Source organism: Bacillus sonorensis NBRC 101234 = KCTC 13918, assembly GCF_001592005.1.
Taxonomy (GTDB): Bacteria; Bacillota; Bacilli; order Bacillales; family Bacillaceae; genus Bacillus; species Bacillus sonorensis.
The window spans coordinates 41,176-58,239 of sequence record NZ_BCVZ01000023.1 but is presented as its reverse complement, the minus strand read 5'-3'; the positions used below and the strand labels follow the sequence as shown (position 1 = coordinate 58,239).

The 17,064-nt window shown below is 46.4% G+C and carries 16 protein-coding genes; 5 read left to right on the top strand and 11 right to left on the bottom strand.

All coding sequences use genetic code 11. The features are described 5' to 3' along the window. Positions 1-69: 69 nt before the first annotated feature. Positions 70-534 (bottom strand): DUF441 domain-containing protein, encoded by a 465-nt coding sequence (locus tag BTR1S_RS18855; RefSeq protein WP_006637974.1) that lies wholly within the window; start codon positions 532-534, stop codon positions 70-72. Between the two features lie 98 nt (positions 535-632). Between BTR1S_RS18855 and ytvI the strand changes: the two genes are divergently transcribed. Further along, on the top strand, positions 633-1,748 hold the full coding sequence (gene ytvI / locus BTR1S_RS18850) for a sporulation integral membrane protein YtvI (protein ID WP_006637975.1): 1,116 nt from the start codon (positions 633-635) through the stop codon (positions 1,746-1,748). A 36-nt stretch (positions 1,749-1,784) separates the two neighbouring features. On the opposite strand, the gene BTR1S_RS18845 is transcribed toward ytvI, so the two are convergent. The 7 genes from BTR1S_RS18845 to dnaE all read right to left on the bottom strand — a co-directional run bounded on the left by BTR1S_RS18845 (position 1,785) and on the right by dnaE (position 12,174). Next, a complete protein-coding gene (locus BTR1S_RS18845; protein ID WP_006637976.1) occupies positions 1,785-2,171 on the bottom strand; it encodes an FxsA family protein in 387 nt (128 codons plus the stop codon). A gap of 95 nt (positions 2,172-2,266) precedes the next feature. Then, a complete protein-coding gene (pyk, locus tag BTR1S_RS18840) occupies positions 2,267-4,024 on the bottom strand; it encodes a pyruvate kinase (protein ID WP_006637977.1) in 1,758 nt (585 codons plus the stop codon). 26 nt (positions 4,025-4,050) lie between these two features. Next, entirely contained in the window at positions 4,051-5,010 is a 960-nt protein-coding gene (gene pfkA, locus BTR1S_RS18835; protein WP_006637978.1) for a 6-phosphofructokinase, read from the bottom strand. A 240-nt stretch (positions 5,011-5,250) separates the two neighbouring features. Beyond that, positions 5,251-6,228, bottom strand: a complete 978-nt coding sequence (accA, locus tag BTR1S_RS18830; RefSeq protein ID WP_006637979.1) for an acetyl-CoA carboxylase carboxyl transferase subunit alpha — start codon at positions 6,226-6,228, stop codon at positions 5,251-5,253. Further along, positions 6,213-7,088, bottom strand: a complete 876-nt coding sequence (accD, locus tag BTR1S_RS18825) for an acetyl-CoA carboxylase, carboxyltransferase subunit beta (protein WP_006637980.1) — start codon at positions 7,086-7,088, stop codon at positions 6,213-6,215. Before accD ends, accA begins: the two co-directional genes overlap by 16 nt. 365 nt (positions 7,089-7,453) lie before the next feature. Then, a complete protein-coding gene (gene ystJ / locus BTR1S_RS18820) occupies positions 7,454-8,689 on the bottom strand; it encodes an NADP-dependent malic enzyme (protein ID WP_006637981.1) in 1,236 nt (411 codons plus the stop codon). 140 nt (positions 8,690-8,829) lie between these two features. Then, the gene (gene dnaE / locus BTR1S_RS18815; RefSeq protein WP_029419165.1) at positions 8,830-12,174 is read right to left on the bottom strand and encodes a DNA polymerase III subunit alpha; all 3,345 of its coding nucleotides are present in this window, start codon (positions 12,172-12,174) and stop codon (positions 8,830-8,832) included. 139 nt (positions 12,175-12,313) lie between these two features. On the opposite strand from dnaE, the gene ytrH reads away from it, so the two are divergent. The 3 genes from ytrH to BTR1S_RS18800 all read left to right on the top strand — a co-directional run bounded on the left by ytrH (position 12,314) and on the right by BTR1S_RS18800 (position 13,438). Next, on the top strand, positions 12,314-12,655 hold the full coding sequence (gene ytrH, locus BTR1S_RS18810; protein WP_006637983.1) for a sporulation membrane protein YtrH: 342 nt from the start codon (positions 12,314-12,316) through the stop codon (positions 12,653-12,655). After that, positions 12,652-13,155 (top strand): sporulation membrane protein YtrI, encoded by a 504-nt coding sequence (gene ytrI, locus BTR1S_RS18805; RefSeq protein ID WP_006637984.1) that lies wholly within the window; start codon positions 12,652-12,654, stop codon positions 13,153-13,155. Before ytrH ends, ytrI begins: the two co-directional genes overlap by 4 nt. Before the next feature lie 103 nt (positions 13,156-13,258). Further along, complete coding sequence (locus tag BTR1S_RS18800) at positions 13,259-13,438, top strand: YtzJ family protein (RefSeq protein ID WP_006637985.1); 180 nt, start codon at positions 13,259-13,261, stop codon at positions 13,436-13,438. Between the two features lie 170 nt (positions 13,439-13,608). On the opposite strand, the gene BTR1S_RS18795 is transcribed toward BTR1S_RS18800, so the two are convergent. Further along, a complete protein-coding gene (locus BTR1S_RS18795) occupies positions 13,609-14,550 on the bottom strand; it encodes a DHH family phosphoesterase (protein ID WP_006637986.1) in 942 nt (313 codons plus the stop codon). 146 nt (positions 14,551-14,696) lie between these two features. Here BTR1S_RS18795 and BTR1S_RS18790 point away from each other — a divergent pair, with 146 nt between their 5' ends. Then, positions 14,697-14,999 (top strand): YtpI family protein, encoded by a 303-nt coding sequence (locus BTR1S_RS18790; protein WP_006637987.1) that lies wholly within the window; start codon positions 14,697-14,699, stop codon positions 14,997-14,999. A 27-nt stretch (positions 15,000-15,026) separates the two neighbouring features. On the opposite strand, the gene BTR1S_RS18785 is transcribed toward BTR1S_RS18790, so the two are convergent. Together BTR1S_RS18785 and BTR1S_RS18780 are read right to left on the bottom strand one after the other, a co-directional pair. Continuing rightward, complete coding sequence (locus tag BTR1S_RS18785) at positions 15,027-16,349, bottom strand: CBS domain-containing protein (RefSeq protein WP_029419166.1); 1,323 nt, start codon at positions 16,347-16,349, stop codon at positions 15,027-15,029. A gap of 96 nt (positions 16,350-16,445) precedes the next feature. After that, positions 16,446-17,009, bottom strand: a complete 564-nt coding sequence (locus BTR1S_RS18780) for a PadR family transcriptional regulator (protein WP_029419167.1) — start codon at positions 17,007-17,009, stop codon at positions 16,446-16,448. Positions 17,010-17,064 lie beyond the last annotated feature (55 nt).

Here is a 17,064-nt window from a genome sequence, read left to right as displayed (position 1 = left end):
GAGGGTTTGTCGACACGCTGAATCCCCTTTTTTCAAAGGGGATTGATTCATAGACACTGCAACCCGAACCTATGGAGCAAAATGCTGTACGACCTGCATGACGAGGTAAGCAATTCCCGCGCCGATTAACGGGCCAACCGCGACGCCTTTAAATAAAGCGACTGCCAAAATCGTTCCGAAGACAAGGGCGGTCGTGATATGCGGATCCTGCGCAAGCAGGGTGATGCCGTTTTTGGCGATCAGAGCGACGAGGATGCCTGCTCCAAGGGCAATCCACGCATAATATGATTTCATCGCTTCACCAAGCTGTTTAAATCCGATTTCTCCTGTCGCGATCGGTACAAGAACGGCAATCGTAATCACCGTGACGCCCCAGTTGATTCCCTTTGACTGAATGTAGGGGAACAGCTTTTGATCGAGGCCGATCAGCTTGATCACCAAAAGCACCGATACCGCAATCAGCAGAGACTGGTTTTTGGCTATTAAAGCGATCGCCAGCAAAAGCAGTAAAAATAAATTGGCTTGAGTAAACATCTGTTTCATCTCCATTTTTTTATGACCTTTCTCATAATAGCAGGACTCATGAATAAAATGAAAAAAAGGACACGCTTTCTTGCGGGAGGATTTTAGAATTGAATCAATCCTATCTTACAATCGCACTTCGGGCAGGTTTTGTGCTTTTCTTAACCGCAGCCGTCGGAACAGCCGGGTACTACTCTTTTCCGTTAACCTATCCTTTTGTGATCGCCCTTATTCTGGCCGTGATGATTAACCCTTTTGTAGAATGGCTGGAAAAATCGACGGGATTTCCGCGGGGCGTCAATGTCGGCATCGTGTTGAGCTGCTTTTTGGTCTTAGGAGCGGGCTTTTTGACATTGGTCGTTGCCGAGATTGTCTCCGGTGCAGCTTATTTGGCCAAGGTGCTGCCCGCTCAATTACATAAAGCCGCTTTTTATATTGAACGATTTTTCACCGGTCAAATCATGCCGCTTTACAATCAGCTTGCCGCTTTTTTTGACGGACTTGACGCCGGCCAGCAGGAATCGATTATTGCGCAGATCGAGAATGTCGGGAGCGGATTCGCTTCGAGCACCGCTTCATTTCTTTCCAAAATTTTAGAAATGGTGCCGCTTTTTTTCGCTTTCTTGCCAAATACGGCAGCCGTGCTGATTTTTTCCCTCTTGGCCACTTTTTTCATCAGCAAGGATTTACATCAATTCAAAAAAGGGGTGAAGACGGTATTGCCTGACCGTCTGATTGCAGGGGGAGCCGCGGTTTATGCCGAACTAAAAAAAGCGTTGACCGGCTTTTTGAAGGCGCAGCTTGCGCTCGTTTCCATCACGATGGTCCTCGTGCTGATCGGACTTGCCGTCCTGAAAGTCAACCATGCTGTGGCGATTGCTTTTTTCATCGGACTTGTTGATCTTCTTCCGTATTTGGGAGCAGGGTCAGTATTCGTCCCTTGGATTTTATATTTGGTAATCACCAAGCAGCTGCCGCTCGCTATCGGCCTCGGTGTATTGTACATCGTTGTATTGCTGTTCAGGCAGCTTGCCGAACCAAAGATCTTGAGCAAATCAATCGGAATCCATCCTTTAGGCACACTCATCTCCCTTTTTGCCGGCCTCAAGCTGTTTGGATTTCTCGGGCTGATCATGGGTCCCGCTCTTTTCGTTCTGATTCAGGCTCTCTATACAACAGGTATATTCAAGGAAATCTGGCTTTTTATTAAAGGAAACCAAAAATAAACGACAATCCGCTTTTCAGCAGGCTGCCGCTTTACATTATTTGATAATTTTCACCCGTCTGCCTTCAGACATTTTTTTCAGTTTGCGGGATAAAAACGGTTTGAGCCAATTGCGGGATGCCGGAATCAATAGCAGTAAACCGATGATATCGGATAGAAATCCGGGGAGAAGCAGCAGCATGCCGCCGAAGAAAATGCAAAGCCCGTCTAAAATCGCATCACCGGGCATTTTTCCGTATTGAAGATCGCGCTGGACTTTATGATAAACCTCTATGCCCTGCTTTTTAGCCAGAGCCGCGCCGAGAAAGCCCGTCAATATGATCAGCAGCACGGTTGGCAAAACACCGATCCAGTTGGCGGACAATAGGAACAGGCCGATTTCACTTGCCGGAAAGATAATGAGAAATAATAAGAAAAACTTCATCATTTTCACCTCACGTTCTTTATGGAAGCGAACGGCCGGTCCCCGCCTGTAAAAAAAGAAGGGAAATCACTTCCCCTTCTTTCTAACATAAGCGATTAAAGCACGCTGGCGCGTCCGCAGTAAACCGCTCCGCGGGCAGAGTCGACCGTAATGTCTTCTCCTTCTGTCAAAATGGAAGTCGCTTTTTCCACTCCGACGATAACAGGGATACCTAGACTTAAGCCCACGACTGCCGCATGGCTGGTCAAGCCGCCTTCTTCCGTAATAAGCGCAGACGCTTTTTCGAGAGAGGCCATCATATCACGATCCGTGCTTTTTGTCACCAAAACGGCGCCTTCTTTCATTTTTTCGCCCGCCTCTTTGGCGTTTTGTGCGATGACCACTTCACCAAACGCGGATTTGCGTCCGATTCCCTGGCCTTTTGCGATCACATCGCCGACGACATACACTTTCATCAGATTCGTTGTACCCGCTTCACCGACCGCACCGGCTGTAATGATGATCAAATCGCCGTGGTGAACGATGCCGCTGTCAAGTGACTTTTGCACAGCATTTTCAAGCATTTCGTCGGTGGAGCTGTGATTTTGTCCGCTTTTTGCGAAAACGCCGAATACAAGGGACAGCTTTCTGGATACTGAATCGCTGACCGTAACAGCCACAATCGGTGCTTTTGGACGATATTTGGAAATCATTCTCGCTGTGTGGCCGCTTTCCGTAGGCGCCACGATAGCCGAAACATCCAAGTTGATTGCCGTATGCGCAACAGACTGTCCGATAGCGTCCGTAATCGACATGCCGACCTGTTTGCTTCTTGCAGAAAGGATTTTTTTATGGTTCAGCGCCTGTTCTGAACGGGATGCAATATTGTGCATGGTTTGAACAGCTTCTACCGGATAATTCCCGGCTGCAGTTTCACCTGAAAGCATGATCGCGTCAGTGCCGTCAAAAATCGCATTCGCAACGTCACTTGCTTCCGCACGGGTTGGACGCGGGTTGCGCTGCATGCTGTCAAGCATTTGCGTAGCCGTGATAACAGGTTTACCAAGCGCATTGCACTTTTTAATCAGTTCTTTTTGGACGAGCGGAACTTCTTCAGCAGGGATTTCAACACCCAGGTCTCCGCGCGCGACCATCAAGCCGTCTGACACTTCCAGAATGCGGTCGATGTTGTCGACGCCTTCCTGGTTTTCGATTTTTGGAATGATTTGAATATCTGTCGCATTGTGCTCTTCAAGCAGTTCGCGGATTTCAAGAACATCGGACGGGCGGCGCACAAAAGATGCCGCGATGAAATCTACGCCCTGCTCGATGCCGAAAACGATGTCTTTCGCGTCTTTTTCCGTAATTCCCGGAAGATTTACGCTGACCCCCGGCACATTCACGCCTTTTTTATTTTTTAATGTCCCGCTGTTCATGACTTTTGTCAAAATTTCACGCTTGTCCGCATTCACTTCAAGAACTTCAAGCCCGATCAGGCCGTCATCAAGCAAAATTGTTGATCCTTTTGACACGTCATGAATTAAACCGTCATATGTCACAGAAATTTTTTCAGTCGTTCCGATGACTTCTTCCATTGAAACGATCAATTCAGCGCCCGCTTCAAGTTCGATTGCACCGTTTTCCATTGTATGTGTACGGATCTCCGGTCCTTTTGTATCAAGCAGAATACCGATATCTTTTCCGAGCTTGCTGGCAGCTTCACGGATGTTTTTGATTCTTGCGCCGTGCTCTTCAAAATCTCCGTGAGAAAAGTTAAGGCGCGCAACGTTCATTCCTGCTTCCATAAGCTGAGTAAGCTTTTCAACGCTTTCGCTGGCCGGACCAATTGTACAAACTATTTTCGTCTTTCTCATTTATTACTTCCTCCTCGGGTTATACACTAGATTGACAGCTCTTGAGACAGCCGGTACATGCTTTGATCAACGGTGTGTTTTTCATCAAGAATCTCAATAATATCATGATGCACAAGCTGGTTGTTTTGAATACCAACGCATCGGCCGCCTTTTCCTTCAAGCAGCAGCTCGACCGCAAATGCACCGAGCCTGCTTGCCAAAACGCGGTCGGCAGCAGTCGGTGATCCCCCGCGCTGAATATGCCCAAGCACTGATACTCTAGTTTCGAGATTTGTGGCTTCTTCAATTCGTTTTCCGAATTCAACTCCGCTGCCGACGCCCTCGGCAACGATAATGATGCTGTGTTTCTTGCCGCGTTCGTGTCCTCTTTGCAGTCTGGCAAGGATTTCTTCCATATCATAGTCCGCTTCAGGAATCAGGATCGATTCCGCTCCTCCGGCCAACCCTGACCATAGAGCAATATCGCCGGCATGGCGGCCCATTACTTCAATCACATATGTACGTTCATGAGATGTTGCGGTATCTCTGATTTTGTCAATTGCGTCAATAACCGTGTTCAGTGCCGTATCAAATCCAATGGTCAAATCTGTTCCCGGAATGTCATTGTCGATCGTTCCAGGCACGCCTACACAAGGAAAGCCGTGTTCAGTCAGTTTTTTGGCTCCCATATATGAACCGTCGCCTCCGATGACAACTAATCCTTCTATCCCATATTTTCTTAAATTCTCAATACCTTTTTCCCGTCCTTCAACCGTTTTAAACTCAGGACATCTTGCCGTATAAAGCATCGTTCCTCCGCGGTGAATGATATCTCCGACTGAGCCGATTTCGAGCTTTTCTATTTTTCCGTTTATTAAACCTGAATACCCATTATAAATTCCGTATACTTCTACGTTATGATAGATCGCTTTTCTGACAACCGCCCGAACAGCTGCATTCATTCCCGGGGAATCCCCGCCGCTCGTCAATACTCCGATTCGCTTCATCTTTTTCACCTCGAAAACATATATAAATTACCTTAACACGTTCATTGCCGCAAAAACAATGAAAAGGGATGTCAATTTTTCGAAGTCCCTTTGTAAACCTTAATTATTATACAATTAAACAAAAAGTTTTTAAATAAATTTCAAACAAACTCTTGGAAAAATCGCGGCGATTGACACAATCCTTTCACTTTCTAGGCAATTCCATAAAAATAAACGTGGGCCAAAAGGCCTCACGTTTACTTATTTTATCCCAACATATTGGTTTTCAGTCGAAATTTTTCCAATGGATTTATATTTTTCGTATCTCTGCTGGATCAGTTCGTTTTTATCCAGTTTCATCAGGGACTTGAGGGCTTGTTTTAATGCCTCGTCAATATAGGCAGCCTGCTGTTTCATATCACGGTGCGCTCCGCCTCTCACCTCTTTTATAACATGATCAATAATATCTAATTCTTTAAGATCTGGAGCAGTGATTTTCATTGTTTCAGCCGCTTTTTTCGCAAGTCCTGAATCCTTCCACAAAATCGCTGCCGCTCCTTCCGGAGAAATGACCGAATACGTGGAGTTTTCCAGCATGAATAAACGGTTTGCAACGCCGAGAGCAAGCGCTCCTCCGCTGCCTCCCTCACCGATAACGATCGAGATGACGGGCACGGAAAGTCCGGCCATTTCAAAAAGGTTTTTCGCGATAGCTTCGCTTTGTCCTCTTTCTTCAGCCGCTTTGCCCGGATAAGCACCCTTCGTGTCAATAAAGCAGATGATCGGTCTGTTAAACTTGTCAGCCTGCTTCATCAATCTCAACGCTTTTCTGTATCCTTCCGGATGCGGCATCCCGAAATTGCGGCGGATGTTTTCTTTTGTATCCTTGCCGCGCTGGTGGCCGATCACCGTGACGGGCAGTCCCCGAAACTTGGCGATCCCCCCAACAATCGCTTCATCATCACCGAAGTAACGATCCCCGTGGCATTCGAAAAAATCGGTAAAGAGATGTTCTATATAATCAAGCGTTGTCGGACGGTTTGGATGTCTTGCGATCTGCACCCTGTCCCACGCCTTCAGATTTGTATAAATATCTTCTTCAAGCCTTTCAAGACGGGCTTCAAGCTTTGTAATTTCAGAGCTTAAATCCATGTCTGAATCCTGTGTGAATTTTTTCAGTTCGGCAATCTTGTTGCGCAGTTCGATTACCGGCCTTTCAAACTCTAATTCTCCAGCCACTCGAGATCACCTCCAGGTTGGTGCATTTTTAAAATGCTGCTGAGCGTTTTTTTCATGTCTGCCCTGTGAACGACGGAATCAAGCTGACCGTGCTTGAGCAAGAATTCTGCGGTTTGAAAGTCTTCAGGCAGCTCTTCTCGGATCGTCTGTTCGATAATCCTTCTCCCGGCAAAGCCGATGAGCGCGCCCGGTTCCGCAAGGTTATAGTCTCCAAGAGATGCAAAGCTTGCAGAGACTCCCCCTGTCGTCGGATGTGTCATCACCGAAATGATCAAGCCGCTTTCTTCGCTGAACAGCTTTAGCGCCGAGCTTGTTTTCGCCATTTGCATCAAGCTGAGAAGGCCTTCCTGCATCCGCGCGCCGCCCGATGCGGTGAAAATGATGAAAGGAACTTTCTCTTCTCTTGCTTTTTCGATCGCCTGCGTGATTTTTTCACCGACGACAGACCCCATGCTTCCCATTCTGAATGTGGAGTCCATGACGGCAACGACCGCAGGAGACCCGTCGATTAAGCCTTTTCCGGTTACAACCGCCTCATTTATAGAGGTCTTCTCCCGGTCTTTTTCCAGTTTTTCTAAATATCCCGGAAATCCCAGCGGATTTTCTGAAACCATGTCCTGATTGAATTCTTCAAAGGTTCCATCATCAAGCAGGCTTTTGATGCGCTGCTTTGCGTTCATTTGCAGATGGTATCCGCAGTTCATGCAGACCCTTAAGTTTTTATCCAGCTCTTTCGTGAGCATGATTTTTTTGCAATCAGGGCATTTTGTCATGATGCCTTCAGGTACATCTTGTTTCGCTTTCTCCGCGGGAACGGAAGCGTATTTTTTCTTCTTTTTGCTGAATATATCCTTTAACAAAAGATTACCTCCCTTTTCTGAAGGGTTCCTCATATATGCCTGTCCTCACTCTTAGACTAGAACATCACTATACCGAAACTATTGTACTTTTTTTGTCAAACGGTGTCATCCTCAATTCGACAATTTTTAATCGGCAGCAGAGCGGTTATCATTTATGAGCTTGAAGACCGACAAATTGATATACAAGCCTTGAGAGCGGATACAAATGTCCGGAAATGCAGGCTGAAAAAAATTTTTTCAGGCGGCTGATTTCTTCTTAAGCGTCTCCAATAAGAGGAAATATCAATCATTTTCTTCAAGAAACAGCGCGTGACAACTCCAGGATCCGAGTGATCACGCGCTGATAAAAATCAAAATGGGGTGTTTTAATTTTCTTCGATAATCGCGAGTTTTCTTGTTTTTTCAGCGACTTCTTCAGGATCTACGTCAATTCTTGCCACACCTGTTTCCATGGCGGCTTTCGCAACCGCTTTGGCTACGGCAGGAGCAACTCTCGGATCGAACGGAGCCGGGATGACGTATTCAGGGCTCAGTTCTTCGTCGGAAACAAGGGATGCGATCGCTTCAACGGCGGCGATTTTCATTTCTTCGTTAATGTGTGTCGCCCTTACGTCAAGCGCTCCGCGGAAAATGCCCGGGAAGGCGAGGACATTGTTCACCTGATTCGGGAAGTCGGAACGTCCGGTTCCCACAACGCTGGCTCCTGCCGCACGCGCTTGGTCCGGCATGATTTCCGGATTTGGATTGGCCATGGCAAAAATGATCGGCTGATCCGCCATGCTTTCAACCATTTCTTTCGTCAGAGCTCCCTCAACGGAAACGCCGATAAAGACATCCGCATCTTTAATCACATCCTGAAGCGTTCCTTCTATTCTGTTTTTGTTTGTGTATTTGGCAACTTCGGCTTTAACGGCATTCATGCCATTCGGACGGCCTTCATAAATCGCGCCTTTTGTGTCGCACATGATGATATCGCGGACACCGAAATGGTACAGAAGCTTGATAATGGCGATTCCGGCCGCACCGGCGCCGTTGGCCACCACTTTGATCGAAGACATTGATTTTCCTGACAGCTTAAGGGCATTGACAAGCCCGGCTACTGTCACAATCGCAGTCCCGTGCTGATCATCATGGAAAACCGGGATTTTTGCTTCTTTTTTGAGGCGTTCCTCGATGACAAAGCAGTTCGGTGCTGCAATATCCTCAAGATTGACGCCGCCGAAAGTCGGCTCAAGGAGCTTTACGGTTTCAACAATTTTATCTATATCAGATGTATTTAAACAGATCGGGAAGGCATCCACACCGGCAAAGCTTTTAAAAAGAACCGCTTTTCCTTCCATAACGGGAAGCGCTGCTTCAGGACCGATGTTTCCAAGACCGAGCACAGCTGTTCCGTCAGATACAACTGCTACCATGTTTCCCTTCATCGTATAATCATATACTTTGCTGTTATCATCATAAATTGCTTTACAAGGCTCGGCTACACCCGGTGAATAGGCAAGGCTCAAATCATCCGCATTCCGAACCTGGACTTTTGATTTGGATTCCAGTTTACCCTGGTTCACTTTGTGCATATGCAGCGCTTTTTCTTTCAATGACATGTTAACAAACACTCCTTCAAGGGAATTTTGCCTAAAATTTTGCTTCGTTTTCTGCTGTAAGATTCTTTTGGACGACAATAGAATCTTAAAAATGATAACATACTTCAGGACTTTTTTAATGCTATATGCTCAGATTGCCCTTACCGAAGCACGACATTTTTATCTCCGACAACGCTTTTCAGCCGGTACAGTACAGCGTGATCAGCCTGTATATTATAGGCTTCAGGAAGCTTCATCGTTTGTTTTTTCTTTTCATAATAGATGCAGACCTGCGTCTCTCCTTTGTGCTCCTGCAGAATCGCGCTGATTTTTTCAAGGATATCCTGTGTATGCTGATCTTCTTCAACCTTGATGTAAACTGAAGGCTTTTTTTCTGTATGAAGCGCATCAAGCAGGGAAGCCCTGGCAATGATGAGCTGCCGCTTTTCGTTTCTCGTTTCAAGCCGGCCTTCGGTATAAAGCAATACCCCTTCTTCCAATATCGGGGAAAGCTGTCTGAGCTGGTCTGGGAAAACGACTGCTTCCATCTCCCCGCTTTCATCGCTCAATTCAAGAAACGCCATCGTTTGTCCTGCTTTCGTCCTGATTGTTTTTATTTTTGTCACAAGAGCGCCGAGAGCAGCTTTTTTCTGGCTGCTTCCGAGCAGCTGAATGACCGGAAGCGCGCCCGCCTGTTGGAGCATGGGGCGGTGAACGGTCAGCGGATGGTCTGAAAAGTAGATGCCGAGCGTTTCTTTTTCGCGCGCGAGCAGATCGACGAGCGGCATCTCTTCCGTTTTGGCATATTTCGGCTTGATGGTGATGGCTTCATCCAGAAAAAATCCAAGCTGTCCACTGTCCCCCGCAAATAATTCGGCATGCTCCAAAGCGATGTCGATCGAAGCGAGCAAAGTGGCGCGGTTTTCTCCGAACTCATCCATTGCTCCGGCAAAAATTAAAGCTTCGATCGTTTTGCGGTTGACGCTTTTCACAGATGTCCTGATGCAGAAATCAAACAAGTCTGCAAACGGCTTTTCCTTTCTCGCCCTGTAAATTTCTTTCACGGCCGATATCCCGACGCCTTTAACGGCTCTCAGGCTGTAGCGTACAGCTCCGTTTTCAATTGTAAACGGGTAGCCGCTTTTATTGATCGACGGCCCCAAAATCTTCAGCCCTTTTCCCTTTGCTTCATAGATGTATTGGGCGAGCTTATCTTCATTGCCGATCGCGCTTGTCAGCAGACCGCACATAAAATACAAAGGATAGCGGGCTTTCAAATAAGCGAGCTGGTAGCCGATCATGCTGTAGGCGACCGCATGGCTGCGGTTGAAGCCGTAATTGGCAAATTTCACAATCAGATCATATACTTCATTTGCCGATTTTACGGAATATCCTTTTTTCAGACATCCATCTATAAAATGATTTCTCTCTGTATCAAGAATTTCCTTGTTTTTTTTGCCGACGGCCCGCCGCAAAAGATCGGCTTCCCCCAATCTGAAGCCCGCCATTTGCGAGGCGATCATCATGATTTGCTCCTGGTACACAATGACGCCGTACGTATCCTTTAAAATGTCCGCCAGATCTTCATGCGGATAAAACACAGGCGCCTGGCCATGCTTTCTGCTGATATACAGCGGGATATTTTCCATCGGACCGGGGCGGTACAGGGCGTTGACGGCGACGATGTCCTCAAGGCTGTTTGGTTTTAGCCTTTTTAGAACGTTTCTCATTCCGGCTGATTCAAGCTGGAAGATGCCGGTCGTATCCCCCGCAGACAAAAGCTTAAACGTTTGCTCATCTTCATAGGATATGCTGGAAAAATCAATCGTGATCCGTTCGTTCTTTTCAATCAGCGTTTTGATGGACTCAATCAGCGTTAAATTTCGGAGGCCGAGAAAGTCCATTTTCAGAAGCCCTAAGTCTTCGAGGTAGCCCATCGAATATTGCGTTAAATATACGCCGTCATGTCCTTCCTGGATCGGCACAATATTCGTGAGCGGCTCTTCGCTTAAAACGACGCCTGCCGCATGTATCGATGTATGCCGCGGCAGCCCTTCGATCTTCCGGGCCGTTTCAAATATTTCTAGAAACCGCTTCGATTCATTAAGGCGCCTTGCCAGTTCAGGAGATTGTTTTCTCGCTTCCTCCAGAGTCACCCCCGGTTTTGACGGAATCAGTTTTGCAAGCTGATCCGCTTCCTTCGGACTGATGCCCATCACACGTCCGGCATCCCTCAGCGCGGCTTTTGCGGCCAATGTCCCGAATGTAATGATTTGGGCAACGTGAAGATCGCCATACTTATTTTTGACGTACTGAATGACTTCATCCCTTCTCGTATCGGGAAAATCAATATCAATATCAGGCATGGTGACCCGTTCGGGATTTAAAAAACGTTCAAACAGCAGTTTGTGTCTGATCGGGTCTACATCTGTGATAAACAGCGTATAGGCGACAAGCGAACCTGCCGCAGATCCGCGGCCCGGCCCTGTGATAATGCCGTTTTCGTGCGCGAATTTCATAAAGTCCCAGACGATCAGAAAGTAGTCGCTGAACGCCATGTCTTTAATAACGGAAAGCTCATATTCAAGCCGTTGGACATATTCACGGGAGGGTGCCGGAAACCGCTTGGACAGCCCTTCAAAGCAAAGCTCTGTTAAAAACTCGTCCGGATTTTTGCCGCCGGGCGCCGGATACTTGGGCAGGCGCGTCTGGCCGAGGCTTAAATCGACATGGCATTGAGCCGCGATCTTGACGGTGTTTTCCAAGGCATCAGGGCGGTTACGGTAAATATGGAGCATTTCGTCAACCGGTTTCAGATCAAGATGGTGATCGCCTTTATCGGTCACATTTTCCCCGAGTTTCTCCCCCGCTTTAATCGCTTTTAAGCAGGTGTAAGCCGTCATATCCCCTTTTTCGAGGTACCTTACATCTCCTGTGGCCGTAATCGGAATCCCAGCTTGTTCAGAAAGCTCGAGAATGCGCTCGGACAGAAGCGGATCAGCCTTGTACGGCTGGTAGGACAGATAGAAGTTTTCCTCACCGAAAATCGATTGATACCGGAGAGCGGCTTCTCTTGCCTTTTCCGTCTGCCCGTCTTTCAGAAGCGTTTCAACATAACCGGTTTCCCCTGTTGTAAGCGCAATGATGTCCTCGTGGTAGCTTTTCAGCCATTTTTCTTTGATCCCTGATTTTGATTTTGACTGCAGCACACTGGTGATTTTCAGCAGATTTTTATATCCTTTATTTGTTTTTGCCAAAAGAACGAGCGGATATGAAAGCTGTTCTTTTTCATCTGTGAGCACGGACGCGGTCAGCCCGATAATCGGCTTGATTCCGCGTTTTTTGCATGCTTTATAAAATTCGACCGCCCCGTACATAACCTCATCATCCGTCAGCGCCATCGCGCCGTAGCCGAGCGCTTTTGCCTTGGCTGTGAGATCCTCCACGGAGGCAGCGCTGTTTAATAAACTGTAGCCGCTATGTACTTGCAGGTGAACGAAAGGCATTCTGTCACCCCTTCCTTTTTCGAGCAATCTCCTTTCATTATATGATGTGAATGAATCAGAAACAAATGTTCTTTCTTCATGACATCAATCATACTTGTCTTGCTTTGTCCATATCATGTTAAAAGGTGAGGTGATCAGAATGGACCCTGAACAACCGTTTTTTCCAAACTTTATCAGCTGTTACTTTATCGCGCTCGGCGTTCTTCTCGGCGGCGCTTTAATCGGCGGAATCGGCGCTTATTTATCGGGGCAGCCGCCTTTAACGATTATTACAAGCCTTGCAAACCGGCTTAAGATCTGGGCTTTGGTAGCTGCGATCGGCGGTACGTTTGATGCGGTTTACAGCTTTGAAAGAGGCATTTTCGAAGGCAATACAAGAGACATTGTCAAGCAGCTTCTCCTGATTCTGTCGGCAATGGGAGGCGCACAGACGGGATATCTGATCATCAATTGGCTCACACAGGAGCATATTTCCTCATGAGAATTCCTCCTTACTATAAAAAGCCGGGATGGCAGCGTTTTTTTGCCGGGATGATGTGCGGGGCCATCGTCAGCTGGCTTGTTTTCCTGTTTACGTACGGTACGTTTCAGGAGGAGCAGGTTGTGATGATTCGCGATCAGAAAGAACGGATCAAGGATTTGAATGACCAGATCACCATTTACCGGGAGGATCTCCACAAACTGAACGAAGACAATAAAAGAAAGCTGCTGATTCAAAGCGTGGACGTCAAGCTGGTGAACGGCAAACAATACAAACTGTCCCAGCCTGACCAGATGAATTTTGAAGAGCATATCAAAGATAATATTTCCGATGTCATTACGAAGGATATTGAGAGCGTCTATAGAACAAAGGAGCTTTTGAAGCGGACGATTGAAAACAAAGTGTATACCATCAATGATAAAACCTACAAAGCAAAGGTTGCTGAGCTGACGATTTATACGAGGCTTTCCGTTGAAATAAAAATTTCTTTTTCTGAATAAAAATATGGATTTTTTTTAACTATTTAAAGACATGCGTCGCTTTTTTCCATTTTTTATTTTAAACTGACAGTAAATGATATGATAAAAAAGGGAGGAAAGCAGAATGTACATTTACAGTTACCATCAGCTGGCAAGAGATAAAGTCAACCGGATTAAGCTTGGCTATTCAGCTTATGCGGAAACTGAAAGTCTCGCGTCCCTTATCAAAAAAGAATTAAAAGCACAAAACATCCATGTATATGAGGATATAACCGATATCGGCTCCTGGTTTATACCGGAATGAGCCAAACATAAGATAAGGCGCTCATACGCGTACAAACGATTGTTTTTGTGCCGGCTTCATTCAGCGATGCCGGCCGCGTTTGCCGGTTACCGGTCACACATTTTACGCTCTTGGACACCTATAAATGAAATCGCTTTCATACCAAACACAAAAAAAGAGGGCTCCCCCTCTTATTTGTGTTCTTTACATATACGCTCCAAATCGGCGATGACGCGGTCGGCATCTTTCCAATCGTAAATGGAAGCGCCGGCCGCCAACGGATGGCCTCCCCCGTTGTATTTTTTCGCGACTTCATTTACAATCGGCCCCTTCGACCGCAGCCTTACCCTGATTTGATCAGCTTCTTCAACAAAAAACACCCATGCTTTGATGCCGGATATATTGCCAATCGTGCCGACGAGCTGTGATGCTTCAGACGGCGTGATATTGAACCGTTCTAAAATATCCTGTGTAATGAAAACAGATGCCACGCCATTTTCCGTCAAGGAAACATTTTGATAAATGTATCCGTTCAGTCTCACAACGTTTAATTTTGTCTCATACAATTGATTAAAAAGCTCCTGAGACGAGAAAGGATATTCGATGAGCTCACCCGCATATTTTAATGTCTTTTTCGTTGTATTCGGAAATAGAAAACGCCCGGTATCGCCGACAATGCCCGCGTAGATCAGCTCGGCTCCTTTTACCGGAAGCTTCCATCCCGCTTCCTTCCCGGCCAAATATAATTCATAAATCATTTCACTCGTAGAGCTTGCATTTGTGTCGACCCAAATAAGGTCGCCATACTGGTCTTCGTTCGGATGGTGGTCGATTTTGATCAGCTTGCCTCCCCTATTGTAGCGGGGATCGGAGATTCTTTCCTGATTAGCCGTATCGCAAACGATGACAAGGGCATTTTCATAAACCGAGTCTTCGATTGTCTCCGGCGTATATAAAAATGACAAAGACGGCTCCGGCGTCCCAACAGCAAAAATATTTTTTTCAGGATAGGTTGCTTTCAAGATTTCCGTAAGACCGCACTGGGACCCGTAGGCGTCAGGGTCCGGCCTCACATGTCTATGTATAATAATAGTGTCATATAATGATATGGTTCTGATGATTTCTTTTTTCATTCCGTGCCCCTTCTTTACGTTATTTTTAACCATTAAATCACAATCTGTTGCTGGTGGAAAGTGAAAGTCATGACTTTTTATTGTAGAAAGCAAACCCGATTATGTATACAATGGGTTTGTAAAACTTACAATGGAGGATGTCGATTATGCCGTTTTTTGTTTTTTTCATTGTGGTTTCAGCGATTCTTTATGTGTATTACAAGATTCAATACGTACGTACAAAAAGGGCCCTGTTGAAAGAATATTTGTCCGCGAAATCGAGCATGTCTTTAGGCCTTTTTATTATGTTTTTTGGACTGAATCAGCTGTTTTTAAACAGGGGCGCTTTAAGCGCCGGGATCGGCGTGATTTTTGTTTTGACAGGAATCGGCAGCATGTGGGCCGGATACAGGGCCTACAAGCATTATGTCCCTTTGCTCGCCAAGGAAAACGAAAGGGAGAATGCCTGAGGGAGGAGGGGGCATCCGGGCGCGTCCTCAGCTTCTTTCCATGAGCTGCACCATCATCATCGCTTTGCCGACGAGAGCTCCCTGATGAAACACTTCAATATCCATTTTCCCGAATTTTCTTCCGGCTTCTAGGATGTGCGGCTTAATTTCAATGACAGACTCCATTTGCACGGGCTTTAAAAAATAAATCGTCATGCTCTCTATCACGAGATCCCCTTTTTTGTGAGAACGCAGAAAGCGATTTGCCGCTTCAGTCAATATTGTCGTGAATACGCCGTATGAGATCGTCCCCAAATGGTTTGTCATCTGCGGTGTCACCTCATATTGATAAACAGGGGACGGCTTGTGCTTGTCGATTTCTGTTTCTTTAAATCCGCCTGTGACGATATCATCAAGTTTTTCACCGACCTGCGGCTGTTTTTGAATCATTTGGAGCGCTTTTAAAACATCTTGTCTGCTGATCATGCCGATCAGCTTCTGCCGCTCATCTACAACCGGAAGCACTTCGATTCCTTCCCAGACCATCATCTGCGCTGCCGAAGCTACGGATGTTTTCCCGACGACCGTAATCGGATTTTTCGTCATGACTTTTTCTATAAGAACAGAGCGGTCATATCCCGCAACATCTTTTGATGTGAGAATGCCGTGGATCTTCATCTGCTCGTCAACGACCGGAAACCTTCCGTGGCCCGTTTCAAAGTTTTTTTCATACCATCTTTCAAGCTTTTCGTCCGGAGATAAGCAGACCGTTTTTTCAAGCGGAGTCAAAATGTCTTCCACAAGCACGACTTCTTTTTTAATGAGCTGGTCGTAGATGGCCCTGTTGATCATGGCTGCGACGGTAAACGTGTCATAGCTTGTAGACATGATCGGAAGCTCAAGCCTGTCGGCAAGCTCAAGGATCGACGGTTCGGTATCAAACCCGCCCGTTACCAAAACAGCGGCGCCCGCTTCAAGCGCCTGGCGGTGCGCATCGATCCGGTTCCCGACAATCAAAAGATTTCCGGCTCCCGTGTATCTCATCATCGCATCAAGTTCCATCGCTCCGATGACGAATTTATTTAATGTTTTATGAAGCCCTGCTTTGCCGCCAAGAACATGTCCGTCAATGACATTTACCACTTCGGCATATGTCAGCTTTTCAATATTTTCTTTTTTCTTTTGTTCGATCCTGATCGTTCCGACTCTTTCAATCGTGCTGACAAACCCTTTATTCTCGGCTTCTTTTATCGCTCTGTAAGCCGTTCCTTCGCTTACTTTCATTTCTTTGGCAATCCGTCTGACAGAGATTTTTTCGCCGACGGGCAAGGAATCAATATATTTTAAGATCTGTTCATGTTTTGTCGCCAATCTTTTCACCTTCATCCTCTGACTGCTAAATATGGTTTTATTATAAATGCTTGGACGTTTTGACCGCAATTCGGCCCCTGCAAAATGCCCCTGCCGTCATGATCCCGCTTGACCGCTTTTTATCAGCTCCAGCGCTTTTTCAAGCCAGGAACAGTAGCCGTTCTCCCGTTCAAGCGCCCTCGTCAACACGAGATAGTGGCCAAAGTGCGGAGACTGAAAGGAAATCCCGGGGCCTGCTTCCTGTTTCAGCGTTTCAAGCCTTTCCTTTAAAAAAGCGGCTTTTTCTTTCCGCTTGGCCAGCTGATCGGCAAAAAGACCTTCTGCTTCAGCGGGCTTCATCGATGATATGAAATAGGCTTTTAACATAAATTCGTCTTTTACCGTGTCCGGCACGGGCTTATACGCCGTAAGCCATTCATGAAGCTCCCGTTTTCCGTCGTCTGTGATGGAATACATCTTTTTTTCTAACTTCGATCCTTGTATGACCGTCTTGAATTCAATAAACCCTTCATTTGTAAGCTTTTTCAATTCGGGATAAATCTGGCTGTGCTTCGCGCTCCAGAACTGGCCAAGCTCGGCTTTGAAATGGCTCGTCATATCGTAGCCGCTTAAACTTCCTTTATCCAGCAGCCCTAAAATCGCGTACTTCAATACCCTCATATTCATCCTCCATAGATGCATCTTGATGTTGTTGAACCTATTATATCACGTTGTA